The sequence below is a fragment of the Pseudomonas sp. microsymbiont 2 genome (assembly GCF_054788395.1).
In genome coordinates this window covers 3,412,753-3,429,898 of the sequence record NZ_CM139112.1, presented here as the reverse complement: position 1 = coordinate 3,429,898, position 17,146 = coordinate 3,412,753, and the positions used below count along the sequence as shown (strand labels likewise).

The following is a 17,146-nucleotide window of genomic DNA, read 5'->3' as shown; positions in this document are numbered from 1 at the left end:
GACTGTTATCCGAGTATCCCGATGGGTCTTTCCGCTACCGCCACACCCCAACCGCGTCGCTTGGGCGCGCCACTGATTGCCCTGGCCTTGCTGCTGGCTGGCGCCTGGTTCCTCAACCTCAACGCCGGCTTCAAGCAGGTGCTGTTGCTCCTGACCGGCGCGGCCCTGGGCCTTACGCTCTATCACGCGGCATTCGGTTTCACCTCGGCCTGGCGGGTATTCATCAACGAGCGTCGTGGCGCTGGCCTGCGGGCGCAGATGGTCATGCTGGCGCTCGCCGTGCTGTTGTTCTTCCCTGCGCTGGCCGCGGGCAATCTGTTCGGCAATCCGGTCACCGGGCTGGTGGCGCCAGCGGGTGTTTCGGTGGTGTTCGGTGCCTTTATCTTCGGCATCGGCATGCAACTGGGTGGCGGTTGCGCTTCGGGCACGCTGTTCACCGTCGGCGGCGGCAACGCGCGGATGCTGGTGACCTTGCTGTTCTTCATCATCGGCTCGGTCACGGCCACGCACCATGCCGACTGGTGGTTCGCGCTGCCGTCGTTGCCGGCGACCTCGATCGTCCAGGCCTGGGGCGTGGGGCCGGCGTTGCTGGCGAGCCTGGCGGTGTTCGGGCTGGTTGCCTGGGGCTCCGTGGTACTGGAGAAGCGACGCCATGGCGCGCTGGAAGCGCCGGCAGTCAGCGTCCACCAGGGCTGGCGGCGTTTCCTGCGTGGCCCATGGCCGTTGCTGTGGGGCGCGATCGCGCTGGCGCTGCTGAATTATGCGACCCTGGCGCTGGCCGGTCGCCCCTGGGGTATCACCTCGGCGTTCGCCCTGTGGGGCGCCAAGACCCTGAGCGGCCTGGGCGTGGATGTGGGCAGCTGGGTATTCTGGCAGGCCCCGGCCAATGCCAAGGCGCTGGCTGCGCCGCTGTGGCAGGACATCACCACCGTCATGGACATTGGTATCGTCCTGGGAGCACTGCTTGCCGCTGGCCTGGCTGGTCGTTTCGCCCCGAGCCTGAAGATCCCTTTGCCGTCACTGCTGGCCGCGGTGCTCGGTGGCCTGCTGCTGGGCTACGGGTCGCGCCTGGCCTATGGCTGCAACATCGGCGCCTACTTCAGCGGCATCGCCTCGGGCAGCGTGCACGGCTGGTTGTGGTTGATCGCCGCGTATGCCGGCAACCTGATCGGCGTGCGCCTGCGTCCGCTGTTCTTCGCCGGTGAGCGACCGACGCCGGCCCTGAGTGGCTGCTGAGCCCTTCGATTCGTCGAGGAGTCAGGTATGATGCGGGCCCCACCCTAGCAACGAGGCCCGCACCATGTCCCTGAGCGCAGAGCAGATCGGCGAATTCCGCGCCTTCGCCGAACAGTTGGCCGATGCCGCTGCCGCGGCGATCCAGCCGTATTTTCGCGCAAGCCTCGATGTCGAGGACAAAGGCGGGCGCCTGTACGACCCGGTGACGGTCGCCGACAAGGCCGCCGAAGATGCCATGCGCGAGCTGATCCAGGCCCGTTATCCCGAGCACGGCATCCTCGGCGAGGAGCATGGCGCGGCCCAGGGCAGCAGCCCGCTGACCTGGGTGCTCGATCCGATCGATGGCACCCGCGCCTTCATCACCGGCCTGCCGCTGTGGGGCACGCTGATTGCGCTCAACGACGGTCAGCGTCCGCTGGTCGGCGTGATGAACCAGCCGTTCACCGGCGAGCGCTTCGTCGGCACGCCCGCAGGCGCCTGGCGCAGCGGCACGCCGCTGAAGACCCGGGCCTGCGCCGACCTGGCTTCGGCCACGCTGATGTGCACCACCCCCGACATGTTCGATACCCCAGCGCGCAAGGCGGCATTCGAGAACGTCGCCGGCAAGGCCCGACTGATGCGCTACGGTGGTGACTGCTATGCCTACTGCATGCTGGCCTCGGGCTTCGTCGACGTGATCGTCGAGGCGAGTCTGCAGCCTTATGACGTGCAGGCACTGATGCCGATCATCGAAGGCGCGGGCGGGGTGATCACCGCGTGGGACGGCAGCTCGGCGCAGGATGGGGGCTGCGTGGTGGCCTGTGGCGATCCGGCACTGCATGCGCAAATGGTGGAGCTGCTGCGCCACGCCATGTAGTCACGATGGCCATGCAGCGTCGCACTTTTTCGCATTTGCGCGCTCTATGCATGGCCAGGTCGCGCCGATTCCCGGCGCGACCGATGATTTCCCTCGGTGCCGATGGCTGTACGACGACTCGCTTTTTTCTCCCACGGCCTGCTGCTGGCCGGTACGCTGACGTGCCTTGCCGCCTGTACCCAGCAACAGGGCCGCGACATGCTTACCCAGTTCGGCAACGGCAAGCCCGACGAGCTGTTCCAGACCAGCGTCGACCGCATGGCCACGCTGTCCATGCGCGACAACCTGCAAAGCCTCTACCTGTTGATGAACAAGCTGTACCTGCGCAATCCCAGCCAGTGGAAGCAGTCCGGTTACCTTGATGCCACCACCGCCGCGCGGCAGATTCGCATCGCCATCGAGCAGCGCCAGCCCCTGCCGCAGTTGGGCGAGCGCCGCGATCTGGCGGCACTGAGCTACGCGCTGAGTCCGGAGTTTCGCGGCGATCGGGTGGGCGCGTTCATCTATGCCATCGGCAGCATGCTGGTCACCGCCCACGGCGGGCGCACCGAGTTCTACATGACCGATACCCTGGACCCGCTGTTCATCAACAACGCCGCGCGCAACATCGAGAAGGCCACCTGGATGCTGAGCCAGCGCCAGGACGCCAACGGCGTGCTGCTGCTGTTCTCCAACGAGATTTCCGAGCAGGGCAGCAACCTCAGTTTCGCCGTGGAGTTCGGCAAGGTCGTGGCCCGTCTGGACCTGTTGGCGCAGATGCTCGACGAACGCTACCGGCGCATTGGCCTGAACTATGCGCAGAGTCTGTTGCTGATGAACTTCCTGCCGGTTCAGTGAGACGTGTGCGGTAATCGCACCGTCCTGGCGCGCACGATGTTCGCTATCCGCCCGACGTTTGTAGCGCTTGCATTGCCTGCTGCCCGCGCTTTTGCTTAGTGTGGTTCTGTCCACCGACCGTCGACTGCCCCGACATGCCCTGGTCGGCCAGATAGAATGACCGTGAACCCTCGCATGCACAGGCCGAAATAGGTTGTGCGGCGTCCATAACAATAACGATGGCGAGTGCCTTGCCCATGGAAAGCCGCCTGTTGAGCGAGCAAAGCTGCGTGTTCCATCGCGCCGACCCGTACGCGGTGTCCGACTACGTGAACCGGCATGTGGGCCAGCACCACATTGGCCTTTCGCGTACCACTCATCCCCAGGCGAGCCTCAGCCACCGCAAGTTCGCCGAACTGGACCTGTGCCGCATCAGCTATGGCGGCAGCGTGCGCGTCACCTCGCCGGCGCTGGAAACCATCTATCACCTGCAGGTGCTGCTCAAGGGCAACTGCCTGTGGCGTGGTCACCAACGCGAGCACCACCTGGTGCCTGGCGAGCTGCTGCTGATCAACCCGGACGATCCCGTCGACCTGACCTATTCCGAAGACTGCGAGAAATTCATCCTCAAGGTGCCGGTGCGCCTGCTCGAGGCGATCTGCGACGAGCAGCGCTGGCAGCGGCCCAGCGGTGGTGTACGCTTCCTGCGCAACCACTACCGGCTGGAAGAGCTAGGCGGTTTCATCAACCTGCTGGGCATGGTCTGCATGGAGGCCGAGGTGGGCGATTCGCTGCCTCGGGTGCAGGGACACTACAGCCAGATCGTGGCCAGCAAGCTGCTGACGCTGATGAGCACCAATGTGAACATGGAGGCGCTGGGGGGGGCGAGCCTGGAGCGCATTCTCGAGCATATCGAGCGCAACCTGAAACTGGAGCTGACGGCCGAAGGGCTGGCGGAAAAAGCCTGCATGAGCCTGCGCTCGCTGTATGCGCTGTTCGATCGGCACCTGGGTACCACGCCGAAGCAGTACATCCGCGAGCGCAAGCTGGAACGGGTACGGCAGTGCCTCGTCGATCCAAGCTGCCAGGTGCGCAGCGTGACCGAGCTGGCGCTCGATCATGGCTTCCTGCACCTGGGGCGGTTCTCGGAAATTTACCGGCAGAGATTTGGCGAGCTACCTTCGCAGACCTTCAGGCGGCGGGGATGATCCATCCAGACCCATTCGCGGGCAAGCCTGCGAATGGGTTGAATGGCCACGGCCGTGTCAGGCCACATCCACCAGCACGATCTCGCTGTCTTCCAGTGCGGTCACCTTCAGCAGGCTTTCCTGTTCGATCGCCAGGCCATCGCGTGCCTTGACCGGCAGCCCGTTCACCTCGACCCGTCCCTTGGCCGGCACCAGGTAACCGCGGCGACCTTCATCGAAACGGTACTCGGCGCTGTCGCCGGCGCGCAAGGTGGCGGCCACCAGGCGCGCATCGGTGCGGATACGCAGGTTCTGCTCATCGCCGTCCCGGCCGCTGGCCAGGGTTACGAAGCCTTCGCCGCGCTCGCCCTTGGGGAATGGCCGGGAGCCCCAGGACGGCGCATCGCCGACCTTCTCGGGCACGATCCAGATCTGGAAGATCCGGGTGTCGACCTGCTCCAGGTTGTACTCGCTATGCACGATGCCGCTGCCGGCGCTCATCACCTGCACATCGCCCGCTTCGGTCCGGCCCTTGTTGCCCAGGCTGTCCTGGTGGGTGATGGCGCCTTCGCGGACATAGGTGATGATTTCCATGTCGCGGTGTGGGTGCGGCGGGAAACCGCTGCCGGCGGCGATCAGGTCGTCGTTCCAGACCCGCAGGTTGCCCCAGTGCATGCGCGCCGGGTCGTAATACTCGGAGAACGAGAAGTGGTGATGGGCGTCGAGCCAGCCGTGGTTGGCATGGCCAAGGCTTTCGAAGGGTCGCAGTTGCAGCATGTCGATGCTCCTCTAGAAGTGCTGGAATGAGGCCATGTTGCGCCTTGAAAATATCTAAAAAAAGCGTAAATTTCGACTTGTTAATATCTATTTTTTTGATTTAAAACTTGCACCCTGGCATGCGATTCATCGCCTAATTGTCTGATCCATAAGCATTAGCTGGCGCTTTGAGGCGGATGAGGCGAACATGCTCGCTGTTTCGATCTTCAATGGAGTGACCGTGCCCAACGAGCATCCCCAGGCCCCGGCCAACCTGACCCCGCCCGCCCAGTTGCCCTGGTTGCGCCGCCTTGCCGCGCGCCTGCTGGGCCGAGGCTTGAGTCGCCTGCGAGCGCAGCACCGCGATTCCTGGTTCCTGGGCCACGCCACCGGCCAGCGCAACGGCCATGCTGACGGCTTGCGCGAAGGCTACGAACAGGGGCGGGTGGATGGTTACGAAGCGGGGCGCCAAGTGCTGGTGATCCGTGACACTCGACCCGAGGCCGCCAGTGTGCCGGGCCAGGATGACAAGCTGTTCGACGACTGGCGCCTGCCGCTCGGCACCGAGCTCAAGAAGCGCTTCAAGGCCGACGTGGCCCAGCGCCTGCCCGCCGAAGCCCAGCCCAGTGCGGCCCAGTGGAAGCTGATCTTCAGCGAGACGCCGTCCACCTGCGTGGTGGCCGGGGCGGGGGCCGGCAAGTCGACCTCGCTGGTGCTGCGCATCCTGCTGTTGCGCCATTACCTGGGCTTTGAACTCGACGCCATGACCGTGGTGACCTTCACCCGCGAGTCGCGCAAGGATTTCATCCAGCGTCTGCTGCAGGTGTTCGCCCTTTGGCAGATCGAGCTGTCGGCGGCCCAGGGGCGTGAGCTGGTGCGTACCTTTCACTCGCGCATCCTGCCGCTGGTGCGCAGCCTGCCGGGCTTCAGCCAGGTGCGTGCGTTCGAGACCCTGGGCAACGATCTGCCTGCCGGTGCCGAAGCCACTGCCGACAGCAACCCTTTCGACCTGCGCTTGAACGATGCCCAGCGCCAGCAGCTCAACCTCTGCTACCGCGATCTGCTGGGCGAGAATCCACGCTTCGCCGAACTGGTCGCCGCCATGCGCCAGGAGGCGTTGTTGCTCAAGCCCATGGACCCGGATCACCCTGATGTGCAGAAGCGCGCGCAGGTGACACAGCTGGCGGCTCAGCGCGACGAAGAGCTGTGCGATGTGATCGAGGACCTGTGGTTCGCCGCTGGTGCCTGGCCGATCAAGGGCATCGAGCCTTGCCGCGAGACGGTGCAGATTCGCGGCAGCCGTTTCCATGTGCAGGGGCGTCTGGAAGGACTGGATGCCTGGGTGGTGCTGGGCTTCGATCCGTCCGAGAGTGCCCAGTACCAGCGCCCGGGCGCCAAGCTGACGGTCCGTGCGGAATGGGCCGTGAAGCGCACCTTGTTTCAAGCTTTCTGCGATAAGCCATTGATATGGTTGGATAGTTACTCTTCGGCAAAACGCCTTGCTGCCGCCTTGGCCGGTGATGCCGTGGCCGGCCCCGGTTTCGAATTCAAGGTCAAGGGTGAACTGGCGCCAGCGCCCTTGCTCGATGCCTTCGTCAGTGCCGCCAGTTTCATCGAGAACCTGGGGCTGGACGTCAACGCGGCAGTGGCGGCCATGAGCTTCGCGGCGGGTGACAGCGACGGGCCTTTCTTCGAGGCCTTGGCGCTGTTCTGGAAGGCCTTCGAGGGCCATCTGCTGGCCCAGTCGCCACCTGTGATGACCTACAACCGCATGTTCGCCCTGTTCGGCGAGAACAACCCCGAGAACCTGGCGCTGTTGCCGGACCCGTTGCTGCGTCCGCTGGCGCACCTGATGATCGATGAGTTCCAGGACGTATCGCCGCAGATCGTCAGCTGGCTGCGTGCCTGTCTGGGTGAAATTCGCCGCCGTGGGCCGACCCTGCATACCGGACGAGCGGCCCGGCATTCGTCGCTGATGTGCGTGGGTGACGATTGGCAGTCCATCTACGGTTGGCGCGGCAGTTCGCCGAAGTACTTCATGGCGTTCACCAAGGCGTTTCCATCGCCTGCCAATACCCGGGTGATGCTGGTGGAGAACTACCGCAGCCAGCAGCACATCATCGATGCCGCCGAGCACCTGGTCAAAGGCGCGCCGGCCATCGCCGGCAAAAAGGCCAAGGCCAGTGGTGCCGCTGCCGAGCTGCCACTGTCGGCGGTGAAGGTGTTCGATCGCGATGAAGCGGCATTGGCGCAGACCGTGATAGAGCACTACGAGCGCGGTGAATCGGTATTGATGTTGTTTCGAAGATCTAGCGATAAGTTATTGATTAGTAATTATTTAAATGAAATTGTTGAGACTGATTCTAGGTTGCCGGCAGGCCAGCGTCGCCTGCGTCAGCTGACCTATCACAGTGCCAAGGGGTTGCAGGCCGACGCGGTGTTCATGCTTGGTGACTGCCAGTATCTGACCAGCTCGCCGTACAAGAACCAGCTTTATCGCCTGGTTGGCCTGGGCGAGCCGGGCGATGCCCAGGCGTTCGACACGGCGCAGCGCGAAGAGGTGCAGCGCCTGGCCTACGTGGCGGTCACGCGGGCAGTCAGGCACTGCTACTGGCATGTGGAAAGGCCCAATGGCGAAACGACGGGCCAGTCGCGCGCATCGGGCCGGGTGGAGGGGCGGCAGGCCTTCTTCGAAGACCTGCGCGGGCAGTGATGATCAGTTGTTGGGGTCGCGACGGGTGGTGAGGCTCAGGTAGAGGGCGTCCTCGTCATTTTCCAGACCGATGGCCATGCGGTTCATGCCGTCGACGTACAGCTGTTCGGTGATCGCCAAGCGACGCAAGTGGCCTTGCGCGTCGAAGGGGCTTTTGCCCAATGTGCGCTCCAGGGCCTGGGCCACCTCCGGCTCGAGCGAGTCTGGCGCTTGCGCGTCCATGTGGCAGTACTCCAGGTAGTCCACGCCCGCGTCCCAGCGCGGTCTGAGGGCGCTGAACCGGCTGGGGAACTCGGCACGCAGCAGACGCCGCCAGGTCGGATGTCGTGATATCCATTGCCGCCTCGGCAAGGGCTTGTCGTCTTCCACCTCGACCTGCTCACCGATGGCTTCCTCGGTGCGAAAGGATATGTCCGCGGTGTCTCGGTACAACATGTCCAGTTGTGGTTCCGGGTAGTCGAGCATGTCGGCCAGGTTGGTGCGCAAGGCCAGGCGCACTTCGATCAGGTCCAAGCCCTGGCCCAGACCGTTGCGCAGCACATCGTCGGAAATATCATCACCTTCGTACAGCGGCGCCAACGTCGGTTCCGCGCCGCGCTCGGCCAACGGTAGCGACCACCAGAGATCACGTTCCTGCAAGGTGGTGCGTCGTGCGTTCCGAGCGTTGTAGAGCGCCTGGGCCCGCTCGTTGACCTGGTCACGGCGAAACAGTCGGCGGAAGAAATTGAACAGCGGGGCCGTCGTCTCGGCTGAGCTGGCAGACTCGTCATAGGCCATGACTTCGATCTGCAGGGTGCTGAAGCCATCGGCGCCGGCGTCGCCGCAGGTGACCGGGAATTCGCCGGCCACCTGGTCGAGGCGTTCGCGCAGCTGGCTGTCGGCGGCGGCGCGATCGAGCAGTTCCCAGATCTGGCGAGCGAAGCTCGTGGGGTTCTGACGGGCGGCACGGGACATGCCGACCAGCTCGACGACCTGACGCAGGTCGGCATGTTCGTCCTGATCGAACAAGGCGTTCCAGGTATCGCGCTGGGTTTCGTTGGCCCCATCGAGCCAGCTCACCTGTTGTACCTCTGCTTCTGGTGCCGGTTCGGGCAGCGGCTCTACCGACACCCCCACGCGTTCCAGGCGTCGCTGCGTGAGTTCGTTCAACGGGTTGCGGTCGAAGCGCCAGCGGTGCAAGGGCTGCCAGCGCAGGCGCTGGGCATAATGCGAGCCGATGACTTGCTCGAGTGTGGGTATCTGTTCGATCTGGTTGTCGCTGAGGTCGATCGAGCGCAGGGCGCAGGGATTGCGCTGCATCAACGAATCCAGACCGGTCGGCCAGTCGTGGAGCTGGGTATTGTTCAGGCGCAGCGTCGCCAGGTTGTCCAGCCCTGTCAGGTCTGGGGCATTGCCCAGAGGGTTGTCGCCCAGGTGCAAGCGGCGCAGCTCACGCATTGGTCGGAACAGCCCGGCCGTTTCCGTGCTCAGGGCTATCTGGTTGGCATGCAGGTCGAGTGTTTCCAGATGCAGATCGGCGAGCCTGTGTAAGTCCGCCGCATCGAGCGTGAGGTTGTTGCGGCGCAGTGACAGGCGGCGCAGGTTGCGCAGTCGAGGCCGTACCGAGGCGAGCGCGTCCGGGAGTCGTTCCAGGTTGCAGCCGATCAGCCCCAGCTCCTCAAGGTTCGGGGCGTCGCGCAGGGCGTTGAGCAGGACGGTTGTGTCCAGCTGTGGGCTGGCGCGCACGACCAGGCCGCGCAGGTTGGGGAAAGACTGCAGGAAGCCGTTCGGAAGCTGCGGCAGGTTGACCGTGTCCAACTCCAGCTCAGTGATGTGGTCGAAGCGGCTGGTCAGAGACGGTAGCGTATCCAGAGCGACGTTGGTGAGACTCAGGCGAGGCCCGTCCAGGCGCTGCCAGGCACGGTTCAGTGCAACGGCTGTGCGGTTGTAATCGTTGGCTGCGGCCGCGCCCCATTCGCGCCTCCCTGCGTCGGCCCATTCCGTCAGTTGTTCGCGCAAGCGGTGGTGTTGGGCTCGCAACGCCTCGATCTGGCCGGTGGCGTCGCCCCGGGCACGCAGGGTCGCGAGCAGTTGTCGAAGCTCGCGATCGGTCATGCCTGGATACAGGGCATGCAGCTCGTGCTCAGCTCTGGAGGCGAATATGCCAGGGCTCAACGGATAGCCACGGCGTCCGTCGCTCAGGCGCAGCGGGGAGCGAAAACCTGTGCGTGCGGGTTGCTGGCCGATCATCCGCGCGGTGCCCGGGCGATCGGCCAGCGCCGCGTCGTAGCACTGTTGGGCAGTCCATTGCGGGTGGCGGGCCAGCAACTGGTCGCCGATCAGTCGACTGTCGGCATTGGCCAGGCTGTTTCTGTACAGGCCAAGCAGAGCACGGTCCAGGCGCATGCGGGCCTGCAGACGGCGGGCCTCTTCGGCGATGCGCAGAGGCACCCTGCCGGCCTGCAGGGCCGTACGCTCGGTGTTGCCTGCGCCGTTGGCCAGTTCTGCCACGACTTGCGCCGGCAGGCTGGGGAACTGCCGGCTGATCGTCTGGGCGTTGGCCGAGGTCGGTTTGGGCTGGTTGTCATACAGGCTGTCCAACAGCGAGGCGCGTTTGGACTCCAGCTGCTTGGCCATCAAGTCTTGCAGGGCCTGTTGTCGCTGCGCGGGCTCCACTTTGCCTGGCAGCAGTTCGGCGATATCGTCTTCGTTCAGGTGGTCCAGGACGATGCGCGCCAGGTTGCCACTGTCCAGGTCGGACCGGGTAAGCTGGATCACTCGATCGCCCGGACGGTTGCGGCCATAGCGTTTCGCGCTGCCGGTGACCTCGCCGGCTTCGAACACCTCGAGCACCACATCCTCTGGCCAGCCGGGCAGCTCGCCGAGGACGGTCGCGGCAAATTGCTTGTAGGCCGCCAAGGGGCGGCCGTCGCGGGTTCTGGCGATGATATCGGTGGCGGTGTCGTCAAGCTTCAAGCGCAGCAGCGCATCCTCCAGCAGCGCAGGCGGTGGCTCGCCGTTGGCGTGCAGTTGCTCCAGTACTCCGCGATCCAGGCCTGTGCAGTCGAACGCGGCGAGTATCTGTGCGTCGTCAAGACCTTTGCAGATCCCACCGAGCCGACGCAACAACTTGACTCGGCTCCAGCCCTGTGGACGCTCGTGCTCCAGGCGCCATGCCCCTTTGCCATTGCCCTCGAGCCGCGGCTGGTAGGCCTTGGCATCGTCAGGGTGAACCAGGCGCCAGGCATTTTGTGGGTCCTGGCGGATCTCGTGGAGGTTGCCGTCGAGTTCGACGAAGTGTCGATCGTTGACGTGCAGCAGGCCCTGTTCGTCGGGCCGTACGTCGCTGGTCACCTTGACAGTGCTGCGGTAGTTCTCCAACTCGGCATGCCACAGGCGTGGCTCGCTGTCGGCCCAGATGCTTTCCATCCAGTCGACGAACCCGGACGCCTTGATCAGTTTGGCGGCGCCGCCGATGACGAGCATGCTGCCCAAGTTGACCAGCAGCGACTCGACCTGGTCCACCGCCTCGGCGTTGTTGCCCTCGGACCAGGCTTCAAAGCCATGGAAGATGCTGGACATGATCTGCACGGCGCCCACGGCCAGCATGACGACATCGAGGCCGGGCACGAACATCGCCGCGACATTGAGCAGTGTCAGGCCTTGCTCACCCCAATGCATCAGCCGTTCCTTTTGAGCCTTGGCGTCGAGGTCGGCGGTCGGCACGGCGATGCGGCGGGCATCTTCCTTGAGACGTTGGACATGCGCATTGAACAGCTTGGGCCAGACCGGAAAGGCGATGTTCACTTCATGCACGGCCAGTGCCGGAAAACGAGCCGCATGCGGTGCCTCGCTCGGCTCGGGGGCACTGGGCGGCAGCTGTCCTTGCCAGGGGTGAGTGCCAGGTTGGGTTTCACCGAATGCCGGTGTCGGTGTCTCCAGTGGCGTCGGGCCGGAATGCGTGCTTTCGAACAGGTGGGCTTGCAGCTTTTTGGCCATCCGCACCCGGTCCTCGAGCGCCACATGCTCCAGGAACCGGTGGCGATAGCTCGGTTCCAGCAGCCGTTTGCGCAAGTATTTGCCCAGGGCTAGCAGGCTGGTGAACTCCTGTACCGGATGCTCGTGATCGAATGGCAGGTAGGCCAGGTAAGGGGGGATCGACGAGCCTTTGGGCGTCAGCAGCAACAGGTCGTGCAGCTGGATGTCGAACATCCGCAGGGTGCGTGCGAGGACCGGGTGGGTGTCATAATTTGGCGCCGCGTCGTTGCCACAGAACTGCAGCAGCGTCTGGTGGCCATGGGCCGACAGCTTGCCGCGCAATTGGGCGACTTCAGTCTGCACCTTGAGCTCGTCACGTCGAGCCCGTGTCCACAAGGCCTGGATTTGCGCCCTGCGTGAGCCATCGTAGATCCCTTGCAGGTGCTTTTGATAACGCTGGCCGAGGTCCAGGGCCCGACAATGCGTGACGAATTGAGCCGTGCTCAGCCCGGGCAGTTCGCTGATATCCGTGGCGCTGGTTTGCAGGGTGCTCAGCGGGCCGACCGCCGTCATATCCTCGAAGTTGTGCAGCGCGGCCTCCAGCAGGCTGGTCAGCGTGGCCGGGCCTGCCGGTTGGTAGGTCCAGACCGGCGGGTTGGGCACACCATGCGAGGCGTCGGGGTCGGGGAAATGATGAACAAGGCTCGAGGTGAAGGGTTGCAGGCGAAATTGCGCCTGGGTCAACGACAGCGCAGTGCCGAGGCGCGCCTGTAGCAACGGCTCGCAGAACTCACTGATGCCTCGTAGATCCTCGAGTCCCTTGGCCAGCGCCTTGCGGCTGGCGGAGCGGCGGGCGATGGCGGCGCGCAGCTCGGCCTGGCGCGTGGCCGGCGCCTGGGCGAACCAGTCTGCAGGTTGTCCGTGCGCGTTGATGTGCTCGTGCTGCGCGGGGCGCAGCACGCGGCCGGCCTGCGTGGGATGCAGGTGCTTGGTCCAGCCAGGCAGGCTGCGCAGGATCTGTTGTTGATGGTAGGGGGGCGTGTCGTCGAGCATGGTCGTCATCCGTGTTGAGAGGCGGCCATTCAACGGCAGTGGCTGGCGCAATGAGCGGTACATAGTTGGCGGTGGGGCTGCTAAGGTCGCAGGCACAGCCTGAACCGGGAGCTTCGCCATGCCTGCCTTCACCATTCGGCAAATCGACCATATCGTCCTGCGCGTCGCCGACCTGCGGCGCAGCCTGGCGTTCTACGAGCAGGTACTGGGCTGCCCGGTGCGCAGGCGGCGTGACGACCTGGGCATGATTCACCTGGGGGTTGGCGCGAGCTTGATCGACCTGGTCGCGGTCGATGGCCCGCTTGGGCGCCAGGGCGGTGTCGGCCCCGGCCCTGTGGGGCGCAACCTCGATCATTTCTGCCTGAGCATCGAGCCCTTCGACGAAGCGTCCTTGACCCAGTACCTGGCCAGCGCCGGGGTGAAGGTGGACCCGGTCGAAGTGCGCTATGGCGCGCAGGGTGAGGGCCGGTCGCTGTACTGCTACGATCCCGACGGTAATCGCGTCGAACTCAAGGGAGTCGTCGCCCAGGCCGGGGCAGTGGCGCGGGAGTCGGCATGACCGCTGTCAACTTGCGCCAGCATTGGATCGAATGTCCTGAGGGGCGGCTGTACGCCCAGGCGTGGGAGCCCGCGGGGACGCAAGGGGCGCCTGTCGTGCTGTTGCACGACTCGCTGGGCTGTGTGGCGCTCTGGCGCGATTTTCCCGCGCACCTGGCACAGGCTACCGGTCGCACGGTGATTGCCTACGACCGCTTGGGCTTCGGCCGTTCCGACGCTCACCCCGGCCAGTTGCTCCCCGGCTTTGTCGAGGCCGAGTCCAGGACCGGCTTCGCCGTGTTACTGGAGCAGCTGGCAATCGAGGACTTCCTGGTCTTCGGGCACAGTGTCGGCGGCGGCATGGCCATCGCTTGCGGCGCCGCGTTCGTCGAGCAGTGCCAGGGGGTGATCACCGAGTCGGCCCAGGCCTTCGTCGAGCCCCTTACGCTACAGGGCATTTCTGCCGCCGATCGCCAGTTCGCCGAGCCGGAGCAAATGGCCCGGTTACGGCGTTACCACGGCGACAAGGCTCAGTGGGTCTTGCGCGCCTGGGTCGACAACTGGCTGTCGACAGCATTTGCCGGGTGGAGCCTCGACGAACCACTCGCGCGACTGCGTTGCCCGTTGCTCTGCCTGCATGGGGATAACGACGAATTCGGCAGCCTGGCCCACCCCGAGCGTTTCATGCGTCTGGCCGGGGGGCCGAGTCGCATGCAGGTGCTGGCCGCTTGCGGGCATGTGCCACACCGCGAGCAGGAGCGGCAGGTCGTGGAACAGGTCATGGATTTTCTGCGTTGATCAGCCGGGCCGCCTCCAGGCATGCCGACTGGCCACTGTTCCGATCATTTGCCGTGCCACTGTGCTTGACGGCGCGGCCTGCCGGGCGCGACTCTGCCGGCGTCCGTGAAGGAGAAGAACAATGGACCTGTCGAGCCTGCTGCTATTCATCCCTGCCTGTTTCGCTCTGAACATGGCGCCCGGCCCCAACAACCTGCTGTCCCTGCACAACGCCAGCCGCTATGGCCTGCGCACCGCCTGCGTGGCCGGTGGTGGGCGCCTGCTGGCCTTCAGCGGCATGATCGCCCTGGCCGCCATGGGCCTGGCGGTGGTGCTGCATACCAGCGAATACCTGTTCCTGGCGATCAAGGTGCTGGGCGCCGGCTATCTGTTCTACATCGCCTGGCAGCTGTGGCGGGCGCCGGTTGGCGCAGCGCTGGAGACGGGTGAGCAGCCGCGAGGAACCTGGCGGCTGGCGCGCCAGGAGTTCTGGGTGGCGGCTGGCAAGCCTAGCGATGGTTAATATAAATTTTGTTGAGGCCCAGAGTCAGGTGCGCCGAGCGGTCAGCAGAAGCGTGGCGGCGCCCGAGAGCAAGATGGCGCAGGTCCGGTTGAACAGCCGCTTGCCCTTTGGCTGATTGAACCAGCGGCGGAGATGCAGTCCGATCAGTGCATAACCAGCCAGAGCAATTACCTCCAGCAAAAGGAATAACGCGCCCAGTACCGCAAACTGGGATGCGACATTCTGGTTTGGATCTATAAATTGGGGTAGAAAAGCAGTAAATATTAAAATCGCTTTCGGATTTCCAGCTGCAATATAAAATTCCTGTTTGATAAGTTCTATTTGGTTCTTTGATGTTGTGGCTGTGGGTTCTTCTTCAGTAGTGCTGGCCGTCCACAATTTGTACGCGATGAACAGTAAGTACGCTCCGCCTAAAATCTTTATTGCATGAAAGACTAGGGCGGAGGTTTCGAGTATGGCTGCAAGGCCTACTGCGGAAAGCGCGATCATTGCGGCAAATGCAATTAGTCGGCCGACACCGGCAAAGCAGGATGCTGCGAAGCCATAGCGTGTGGCATTACTGATAGAAAGCAGATTGTTTGGGCCGGGTGCCATGTTGAGGGCGAAACAAGCCGGTATAAACAGCAGAAGTGTCGAGATAGTCATCAGTTCGTCTTCATCATCCCATGGCCGATTGCCCATCATTCCTCAAGGCGGTTCGGGTTTCAATGCTGTCGGTAAAATTGTCGGAGGCTGGAATGGGTGGTGGTGAGACTGCCGTCTGATGACTGATATATACTATGATTTGTCATAGCGTTTGCCGGGGTGGAAATGTCAGCATCAGTCGGGATGGTCTATAGCTATCTGCGCTTCTCAGATCCGCGTCAGGCGGCTGGCCACAGCGCTGACAGGCAGGCGCAATATGCAAAGTCCTGGGCTGCGGATCGTGGTCTTACCCTAGACGACTCCCTCTCTCTTCGTGATGAAGGGCTCTCGGCCTTTCATCAGCGGCACGTAAAGCAGGGGGCTTTGGGTGTCTTTCTTCGGGCTGTGGATGATGGACGGATTCCTGCCGGGTCGGTCCTGGTTGTTGAGGGGCTGGATCGTCTGAGTAGAGCCGAACCCATCCAGGCGCAAGCCCAGCTGGCTCAGATCATCAATGCCGGGATCACGGTTGTTACAGCCAGTGATGGTCGTGAGTACAACCGGGAAAAGCTCAAAGCGCAGCCAATGGATCTGGTCTACAGCCTACTGGTGATGATTCGTGCGCATGAGGAAAGCGACACCAAAAGCAAACGGGTCAAGGCATCAATTAAGCGTCAGTGCGAAGGCTGGATTAACGGGACATACCGTGGTCTGATACGCAACGGCGCTGATCCTGGTTGGCTGCGTCTTGTTGAGGGTCAATGGGAGCTGATACCTGAGCGTGTGCAAGTGGTGCAGTTCGCACTCGATAAGTACCGTGAGGGATATGGTGCTGATCGGACCTATAGTTTGATGCAGGCGAATGGGTTTGATGCGTCTCATATTGGAAGCTCTCCCCAGCAGATCTACCGTTTAATAAAACTGGTGAGCCTCAAAGGTGCCAAGCAGATATCTGTTGATGGTGGTGAATATTTACTTGAAGGTTATTACCCACGCATAATCAGTGATCAACAGTTTGATGAGTTGCAGTTGTTGCGGGGCGACCGAAGCCGAAGGCGTGGGAAAGGCGCTATCCCTGGGGTGGTGACCGGAATCGGTATTACCTACTGCGGGTACTGTGGTACCGCGATGACGGCACAGAATGTAATGCAAAAGGTGCGGTTAGATGGAACATTATCGGACGGCCATCGGCGCATCATGTGCGTATCCTACATGGACAAAGGAGGGTGTACCGTTGGGGGGAGTTGCAGTGTTGCGCCAGTGGAGCGCGCCGTCATGTCATTTTGCTCGGATCAGATGAATCTGGTCCGCCTGCAGGAGCCAGCGGGGCCTCAAGGCGATCTTCAACTGAGTTTGATCGAGTCGCGGAAAAAGGTCGCGGATCTTGAGCAACAGCTCATTCGGATCACAGAAGTCTTGGCATTAGGTGAGGGTGACGGCGTCCTTCCCATCACGTTCTTGAGAAAGGCTTGTGATCTGGAACAGCAGCTCGATGCCGCACGAGCAGAAGAGCGCCGCGTTGAGCGAGAGCTCACCAGCGTGTCGGCGAGGCAGCAGCCGGCCGATGCGAAACTCTGGGCAGACCTTGCTTTGGGGGTGGAGGCCCAGCAGGTTGAGCCTCGAGACAAAGTGCGACAGCTCATGCTCGATACATTCGAGCGGATCGTCATTTACATGCGTGGGGTTGTGCCGCAGGGGCGGAGCGCGAAGTACATTGACGTACTTCTGATCTCCAGGGCGGGGCAGCGTCGATGGTTGCGGGTGGAGAGGAAGACAGGGAGTTGGGCGGCCGCTGTCGACCGCCCAATGTAAGTGTTAAGCAGATTTCTTGGTGCCCACATGCTGGCCCGGGGGGCTTGTGTGAACCACCAGGTGGCCTTGGCCTTCCCAGAAGTTCTCTTGCACTTCTACGCACACCCGCCAGGCAGCCCAGGCAACATCTTCTCCAGCTGCGAGGATGTTGCCCTGATCATCAATGATCGCCATGCGGGCTCTAGAGCCCGACTCGCTGTGGGCTGTGAAGCCAGTGCTCACTGTTGCGGAGAGTTTTGCTCCTGAAAGTACTGGGTTGGGTACTGCTGTTTTCATTCGATATCTCCCTGCGGGTTCAG

General features: G+C 63.2%; 12 protein-coding genes and 1 pseudogene. 9 read left to right on the top strand and 4 right to left on the bottom strand.

Annotation, left to right across the window (positions count from 1 at the left end):
- Window positions 1-21: 21 nt before the first annotated feature.
- The 4 genes from ACYUME_RS15270 to ACYUME_RS15255 all read left to right on the top strand — a co-directional run bounded on the left by ACYUME_RS15270 (window position 22) and on the right by ACYUME_RS15255 (window position 4,116).
- Window positions 22-1,236, top strand: coding sequence for a YeeE/YedE family protein (locus ACYUME_RS15270; RefSeq protein ID WP_460415540.1), 1,215 nt, complete (start codon window positions 22-24; stop codon window positions 1,234-1,236).
- 64 nt (window positions 1,237-1,300) lie between these two features.
- Window positions 1,301-2,092: a histidinol-phosphatase gene (gene hisN / locus ACYUME_RS15265; protein WP_460415538.1), complete on the top strand. Its 792-nt coding sequence runs from the start codon at window positions 1,301-1,303 to the stop codon at window positions 2,090-2,092.
- Between the two features lie 102 nt (window positions 2,093-2,194).
- Window positions 2,195-2,929, top strand: coding sequence for a hypothetical protein (locus ACYUME_RS15260; protein ID WP_460415537.1), 735 nt, complete (start codon window positions 2,195-2,197; stop codon window positions 2,927-2,929).
- A 236-nt stretch (window positions 2,930-3,165) separates the two neighbouring features.
- Window positions 3,166-4,116 (top strand): AraC family transcriptional regulator, encoded by a 951-nt coding sequence (locus ACYUME_RS15255; protein ID WP_460415535.1) that lies wholly within the window; start codon window positions 3,166-3,168, stop codon window positions 4,114-4,116.
- Window positions 4,117-4,173: 57 nt separating this feature from the next.
- On the opposite strand, the gene ACYUME_RS15250 is transcribed toward ACYUME_RS15255, so the two are convergent.
- Complete coding sequence (locus ACYUME_RS15250; RefSeq protein WP_460415533.1) at window positions 4,174-4,872, bottom strand: pirin family protein; 699 nt, start codon at window positions 4,870-4,872, stop codon at window positions 4,174-4,176.
- Between the two features lie 187 nt (window positions 4,873-5,059).
- Here ACYUME_RS15250 and ACYUME_RS15245 point away from each other — a divergent pair, with 187 nt between their 5' ends.
- Window positions 5,060-7,564: a UvrD-helicase domain-containing protein gene (locus ACYUME_RS15245; protein ID WP_460415531.1), complete on the top strand. Its 2,505-nt coding sequence runs from the start codon at window positions 5,060-5,062 to the stop codon at window positions 7,562-7,564.
- Window positions 7,565-7,567: 3 nt separating this feature from the next.
- On the opposite strand, the gene ACYUME_RS15240 is transcribed toward ACYUME_RS15245, so the two are convergent.
- Complete coding sequence (locus ACYUME_RS15240) at window positions 7,568-12,574, bottom strand: dermonecrotic toxin domain-containing protein (protein WP_460415529.1); 5,007 nt, start codon at window positions 12,572-12,574, stop codon at window positions 7,568-7,570.
- 118 nt (window positions 12,575-12,692) lie between these two features.
- Here ACYUME_RS15240 and ACYUME_RS15235 point away from each other — a divergent pair, with 118 nt between their 5' ends.
- The 3 genes and pseudogenes from ACYUME_RS15235 to ACYUME_RS15225 form a co-directional block, all read left to right on the top strand.
- Window positions 12,693-13,133 carry a VOC family protein gene (locus tag ACYUME_RS15235; protein ID WP_279883666.1) on the top strand — a complete coding sequence of 147 codons (441 nt, stop codon included), beginning with the start codon at window positions 12,693-12,695 and terminating at the stop codon, window positions 13,131-13,133.
- Entirely contained in the window at window positions 13,130-13,909 is a 780-nt protein-coding gene (locus ACYUME_RS15230) for an alpha/beta fold hydrolase (protein ID WP_460415527.1), read from the top strand. Before ACYUME_RS15235 ends, ACYUME_RS15230 begins: the two co-directional genes overlap by 4 nt.
- Before the next feature lie 121 nt (window positions 13,910-14,030).
- A pseudogene (locus ACYUME_RS15225) lies at window positions 14,031-14,399 on the top strand (LysE family translocator); the annotation flags it as partial.
- Window positions 14,400-14,435: 36 nt separating this feature from the next.
- Here the strand turns inward: ACYUME_RS15225 and ACYUME_RS15220 are convergent.
- Window positions 14,436-15,056, bottom strand: a complete 621-nt coding sequence (locus tag ACYUME_RS15220) for a LysE family translocator (RefSeq protein ID WP_460415525.1) — start codon at window positions 15,054-15,056, stop codon at window positions 14,436-14,438.
- Between the two features lie 165 nt (window positions 15,057-15,221).
- Between ACYUME_RS15220 and ACYUME_RS15215 the strand changes: the two genes are divergently transcribed.
- On the top strand, window positions 15,222-16,847 hold the full coding sequence (locus ACYUME_RS15215) for a recombinase family protein (protein ID WP_460415523.1): 1,626 nt from the start codon (window positions 15,222-15,224) through the stop codon (window positions 16,845-16,847).
- 3 nt (window positions 16,848-16,850) lie between these two features.
- Here ACYUME_RS15215 and ACYUME_RS15210 read toward each other — a convergent pair whose 3' ends face one another.
- Window positions 16,851-17,123, bottom strand: coding sequence for a hypothetical protein (locus ACYUME_RS15210; RefSeq protein WP_460415521.1), 273 nt, complete (start codon window positions 17,121-17,123; stop codon window positions 16,851-16,853).
- Window positions 17,124-17,146: the final 23 nt, after the last annotated feature.